The sequence below is a fragment of the Cytobacillus oceanisediminis genome (assembly GCF_004366035.1).
Taxonomy (GTDB): Bacteria; Bacillota; Bacilli; order Bacillales; family Cytobacillaceae; genus Cytobacillus; species Cytobacillus oceanisediminis_C.
Window position 1 is genome coordinate 1,872 of the sequence record NZ_SOEE01000042.1, and the last position, 1,227, is coordinate 3,098.

Here is a 1,227-nt window from a genome sequence, read left to right on the forward strand (position 1 = left end):
AAGGTTAAGTTAGAAAGGGCGCACGGTGAATGCCTTGGCACTAGGAGCCGATGAAGGACGGTACTAACACCGATATGCTTCGGGGAGCTGTAAGTAAGCTTTGATCCGGAGATTTCCGAATGGGGAAACCCCCTATCCGTAATGGGATAGGATCTTTACCTGAATACATAGGGTATGGAAGGCAGACCCGGGGAACTGAAACATCTAAGTACCCGGAGGAAGAGAAAGCAAACGCGATTCCCTGAGTAGCGGCGAGCGAAACGGGATTAGCCCAAACCAGGAGGCTTGCCTCCTGGGGTTGTAGGACACTCTATACGGAGTTACAAAGGAACGAGGTAAATGAACAGGTCTGGAAAGGCCGGCCAGAGAAGGTAAAAGCCCTGTAGTTGAAACTTCGTTCCCTCCAGAGTGGATCCTGAGTACGGCGGGACACGAGAAATCCCGTCGGAAGCAGGGAGGACCATCTCCCAAGGCTAAATACTCCCTAGTGACCGATAGTGAACCAGTACCGTGAGGGAAAGGTGAAAAGCACCCCGGAAGGGGAGTGAAAGAGATCCTGAAACCGTGTGCCTACAAGTAGTTAGAGCCCGTTAATGGGTGATAGCGTGCCTTTTGTAGAATGAACCGGCGAGTTACGATTACATGCGAGGTTAAGTTGATGAGACGGAGCCGCAGCGAAAGCGAGTCTGAATAGGGCGAATGAGTATGTGGTCGTAGACCCGAAACCAGGTGATCTACCCATGTCCAGGGTGAAGTCCAGGTAACACTGGATGGAGGCCCGAACCCACGCACGTTGAAAAGTGCGGGGATGAGGTGTGGGTAGCGGAGAAATTCCAATCGAACTTGGAGATAGCTGGTTCTCTCCGAAATAGCTTTAGGGCTAGCCTCATGTAGTAAGAGTCTTGGAGGTAGAGCACTGTTTGGACTAGGGGCCCCCATCGGGTTACCGAATTCAGACAAACTCCGAATGCCAAAGACTTATCCATGGGAGTCAGACTGCGAGTGATAAGATCCGTAGTCAAGAGGGAAACAGCCCAGACCACCAGCTAAGGTCCCAAAGTATACGTTAAGTGGAAAAGGATGTGGAGTTGCTTAGACAACCAGGATGTTGGCTTAGAAGCAGCCACCATTTAAAGAGTGCGTAATAGCTCACTGGTCGAGTGACTCCGCGCCGAAAATGTACCGGGGCTAAACGTATCACCGAAGCTGTGGATTGACATCTTTCGA

Annotated in this window: 1 rRNA gene (cut by a window edge); it reads left to right on the top strand. The window is 51.2% G+C overall.

The window, feature by feature from the left end:
- Positions 1 to 2 precede the first annotated feature (2 nt).
- Positions 3 to 1,227, top strand: a 23S ribosomal RNA gene (locus DFO72_RS28915) (its annotated part continues 1,404 nt past the right edge of the window); the annotation flags it as partial.